Annotated in this window: 3 protein-coding genes; all 3 read right to left on the bottom strand. The window is 44.9% G+C overall.

Going from position 1 to position 4,706, the window contains the following annotated elements; all coding sequences use genetic code 11:
- Positions 1 to 182: 182 nt before the first annotated feature.
- On the bottom strand, positions 183 to 1,043 hold the full coding sequence (locus MUCPA_RS07935; RefSeq protein ID WP_008505496.1) for a sigma-70 family RNA polymerase sigma factor: 861 nt from the start codon (positions 1,041 to 1,043) through the stop codon (positions 183 to 185).
- Between the two features lie 1,220 nt (positions 1,044 to 2,263).
- The gene (locus MUCPA_RS07945; protein ID WP_008505632.1) at positions 2,264 to 3,685 is read right to left on the bottom strand and encodes a 3-phosphoshikimate 1-carboxyvinyltransferase; all 1,422 of its coding nucleotides are present in this window, start codon (positions 3,683 to 3,685) and stop codon (positions 2,264 to 2,266) included.
- A gap of 9 nt (positions 3,686 to 3,694) precedes the next feature.
- The coding region (locus MUCPA_RS07950; protein WP_008505634.1) for a chorismate mutase at positions 3,695 to 4,706 on the bottom strand (1,012 nt) is incomplete at its 5' end.

Below are 4,706 nucleotides of genomic sequence, written 5' to 3' on the forward strand. Positions count from 1 at the left end.
ATAAACAGGCTACTCCGCTGGAGTAAAAAATAAACCGTTAAAAAGCTCTGGTAGGAGCTTCCTGTTTATAGGGAACTAAAGTCGGTGGGGACACCGACTTGGGAAGGAAGCACTTCACGCGGCGACTGAGCGTTCCGATGATCTAAAACAAAAAGCCTTCCGGTTGTGGAAGGCCTTGCCTGTTATCCTAAATATGATTTTAATATTTTGCTTCGCGATGTATGCCTTAGCCGTTGCAGGGCCTTATCCTTAATCTGCCTTACGCGCTCGCGGGTGAGGTTAAATTTTTCGCCTATTTCCTCTAACGAGAAGGGGCTGTTTGATCCTAAACCAAAAAACAAAACTACAATTTCGCGTTCGCGTTCGGTTAAGGTAGATAGCGAGCGTTTAATCTCTTCGGCCAGCGATTCGTTGATCAAATGGAAATCGGTATTAGGCTCGTGGTTGTCAAGCACATCGAGCAACGTATTTTCTTCGCCCTGTACAAACGGCGCATCCATCGATACATGCCTGCCCGAGTTACTCAGCGTATCGGATATTTTATCAACGGTGGTTTCCAGTATATCCGCCAGCTCTTCGGGCGATGGTTCGCGCTCATATTCCTGCTCCAGTTTGGAGAAAGCTTTGCTTATTTTACTGAGCGAACCTACCTGGTTTAGCGGTAAACGCACAATACGCGATTGCTCGGCAATGGCCTGCAGGATGGACTGGCGGATCCACCATACCGCATACGATATAAATTTAAATCCCTTGGTTTCATCAAAGCGTTTAGCGGCTTTAATTAAACCTAAGTTGCCCTCGTTTATCAAATCGCCAAGGGTGAGGCCCTGGTTTTGATATTGTTTGGCCACAGAAACAACAAAACGTAAGTTGGTTTTGGTTAAACGCTCTAACGCAGCCTGGTCGCCCTCCCTAATCTTTTGTGCAAGAATTACTTCTTCTTCGGCAGTTATCAAGTCAACCTTCCCTATTTCGTGGAGGTACTTGTCTAACGACTGCGACTCCCGGTTAGTAATGGATTGGGTTATTTTGAGTTGTCTCATTTATGGAATATACGTCTATTCTTTAATTTAAACTACAACGTGCAATTATATGAAAATGTTGTTAAAAAATAACATTTGCAAGCTTGTTAGCGAAAAAAATCGCCACCATTATTTTCTCCTTTTTACCGGGTACAACGATTAAATAGCCATTGAATTACAAAAAAAGCAATTTAATTTTATCATGGTATATTACTTATTAAAAGTAAAAATTATACTTCAAATATATAGCGTAAAGTTGACGTATCAGGCCATGCAAGTACAAAAACAGACGGATAAGTATATTATTATTTAGCGTACCCATCATGGTTAAGGTGAATGTTGATGGTGGTCAAATGCAGTCGTACGGTTTGATTATTATACACCTGTTTAAAAATGTGGCTCTATGACGAATAGTTTTAGTTTGTCCGCTGGAATTTCAAGCCTTAATTTGTAATAGAATAAAACACAATTTCCTTTTCTAAAAACAAACCAGTAAATTACAGCTTATCATGACGTCTTGGTAAAGCAATGATTATCAATGCGTCTATTATTGCGTTGATAATCAGTATTCTTAATTTAGAGCATCGGCACGCTCAATCGCCGCGCGAAGGGCTTTTGTTCTTTTGTCTTGACACAAAAGTAACCAAAAAGTACAAGACTGCCCGATCCTTCCACCCACCAGGCCAACTCCTGGCCCGGCGTGCAGTCTGGCCTTTGCGCACTTTTCTTTTTGCGCTTGGTAATCTATAAGGTTCAAACGCCATCCCTATTTTTTTCAGGTTGGGCCGGATCATTACTCGCGATGACAGCTTTCACGCACAAAAATGGGGTGTCATACTGAGCCTGTCGAAGTACGGTGCGGTGGCCTCTACAATCGGTACTCAGTTGTAGTTTCACCCTTTCACAGACTACCTGTATTAAATCCTCGCAATGACGACGGTTTTTCTCTCCAAGCGTCATTGCGAGGTACGAAGCAATCTCTACTTAGGCAAAGCGGCTCTGCATTTTCGCTCTGTACAGCTTAGAGATTGCTTCGTCGTACCTCCTCGCAATGACGTCTTATTAAATTATTGACAGCCAGCATAAAGTGTCATTGCGAGGTATGAAGTAATCTCTACTTAGGAAAAGCAGTTTTGCATTTTCGCTCTGTACAGCTTAGAGATTGCTTCGTCGTAGCTCCTCGCAATGACGCTGAAAAAAGAATGTAACGCTTATCAATCAATCGCACTACGCAATACTCATTACGCAATACTATAACCATCAACCTTAAACCCTGCCTTTTCCAGATCACTCCAAAATGCCGGGTATGATTTTTCTACTACCTGGGGCTCCTCTACCTCCACCTGCGGCACCACCAGGGCTAAAGGCGCAAAGGCCATGGCCATCCGGTGATCTTCGTAGGTACGGATGGTTACCTTTTCGGGGATTTGCTTTTCGCTACAGTCAAGCTTATAAACCTGGCCTTTTTCGGTTAGCTTCACCCCTATTTTGGCCAGCTCATTTTGCAACGCAGCAACGCGATCTGTTTCTTTGATCTTTAGGGTTTCTAATCCGGTAAAGGTAGCATCATGGCCTAAGGCTGCGCAAACCACAATTACGGTCTGGGCTAAGTCGGGACATTCCTTAAAGTCGAAGATCTTTCGTAAAATAGGTTTTGCTTCCTTTTGCAGGTGAACGCCGCCATCTTTAAATTGCGATGTGATGCCAAAGTTGGCCATAATCTCAGTGATCACGCTATCGCCTTGTAAACTGTAAGGCGTTAATGCTGGTAAAAACAGTTCGGCCTCATCACACAATGCCGCTATGGCGTACCAGTAGGATGCCGCGCTCCAATCGGGCTCAACCAATATGGAAGTTTCTTTAAACGGCTGATTAGCGATATGAATGTTGTTATCGTCCCATGTATGCTGTATACCTACTTGCTGTAACATGGCCAAAGTCATCTCCACATAAGGCTTTGATGTTAATTCGCCTTCGATCTCCAAAGTTAATCCCAAAGGTAAGCTTGGCGCGATGAGCAACAGAGCCGTAATATACTGGCTGCTGATATTACCTTTGATGCTGATGCGATCCGTTTTTTGTTGAAAACCGCTGTGGATTTGAAGCGGAGGAAAACCTTCGTTAACCTGGTAGTCAATTTTGGCACCCAACTTACGCATGGCATCAACCAAAATACCTATCGGCCTTTGCTGCATGCGTTTAGTACCGGTAATGATGATGTTTTTATCCAGCAAAGGTAAATAGGCGGTTAAAAAACGCATAGCAGTGCCAGCGGGGCCGATATCGACATAGTCCATGGTCGATGGTCCATGGTCCATGGTTGGAGGCTGACGGTCTATGGTCGATAGTCTATGGTCCATGGTTGGAGGCTGACGGTCCATGGTCGATGGTCCATGGTCCATGGTTGGAGGCTGACGGTCTATGGTTGATGGTTCACGATCCGCCACAGCCTGGCTATGGACTATGGACCATGGACTATGGACTTTTAAAACCGCAGCCAAAGTTACCGCATCGGCCGCGTCGGATATATTGAGCACCTTAACCTTGCCTTTGCTCAGGGCCTCAATAATGAGAGCCCTGTTGCATTCGCTTTTTGAGCCGGTAAGTTGTATGGTACCGCTCAAGGTTTTTGTTGCCTTTGATATAATGATATTTGCTTGCATCGCTGCTGCTTAGGCGTGGGTTAAGTGTTCCTGCTCAGATCCGGAGATACCATCCTTATTCATGATCTCGGTTTGTTTACGGATAGATTCGCTGTGCAGCAATTCTAATAATTTTTCGGTAAACTCTTTGCTCAACTTTAAAGCAGCTCCGTAAGCGGTACGCTTTTGCAATATCTCGTCCCAACGGTTAACCTGTAAAATGGTGATACCGTTATCTTTTTTGTAGTTGCCAATTTTTTCAACTATCTGCATTCTTTCAGCTATTTTCTGGATCACCAAGTCATCAATTTTATCGATGTCGTTACGCAGAATAGCTAATTTATCTTTAACCTCGGCTGTACCGGCTCCTGGCTTCCTGATTTCCAAACGGCTCATGATCTCGTCTAATGCCGAAGGTGTTAACTGTTGCTTGGCATCAGTCCAGGCTACAGACGGATCGATATGCGATTCGATGATCAAACCCTGCATATCCAGATCGAGCGCTTTTTGGGCGATGTAAGGGATTAGCTCGCGGTTACCGCAAATATGGCTCGGATCGCAAATGATAGGCAGATCGGGTGCATGTGTCTTCAGGCTGATGGCCAGATCCCACATTGGCTCGTTGCGGAAAGCTGTTTTCTCGTGTGATGAAAAGCCCCGGTGTATAGCAGCCAGTTTGGTAATGCCGGCATTGTTAACACGCTCCAAAGCGCCTATCCATAACGACAGATCAGGATTTACCGGGTTTTTTACAATTACAGGTACATCAACACCTCTTAAAGCATCGGCAATTTCCTGCACGGTAAAAGGGTTAGCTGTTGAGCGGGCACCTATCCATAAAACATCAACTCCGCCTTTCAAGGCTTCTTCTACGTGTTTGGCTGTGGCTACTTCAACCGCGGTTGGCAGGCCAGTTTCGGCTTTAGCGCGTTTCAACCATTCCAGGCCAATGCTGCCAATACCTTCAAACTCTCCCGGACGGGTACGCGGTTTCCAGATGCCCGCACGCAAAACCGATACGCGGCCTGTTTTTGCCAATAAA

This window comes from Mucilaginibacter paludis DSM 18603 (genome assembly GCF_000166195.2).
GTDB lineage: Bacteria > Bacteroidota > Bacteroidia > Sphingobacteriales > Sphingobacteriaceae > Mucilaginibacter > Mucilaginibacter paludis.

What these genes read in the sequence shown, in the direction of transcription:
- MUCPA_RS07935 (WP_008505496.1), bottom strand. Translation starts at nt 1,043, where the DNA reads ATGAGACAACTCAAAATAACCCAATCCATTACTAACCGGGAGTCGCAG.
- MUCPA_RS07945 (WP_008505632.1), bottom strand. Translation starts at nt 3,685, where the DNA reads ATGCAAGCAAATATCATTATATCAAAGGCAACAAAAACCTTGAGCGGT.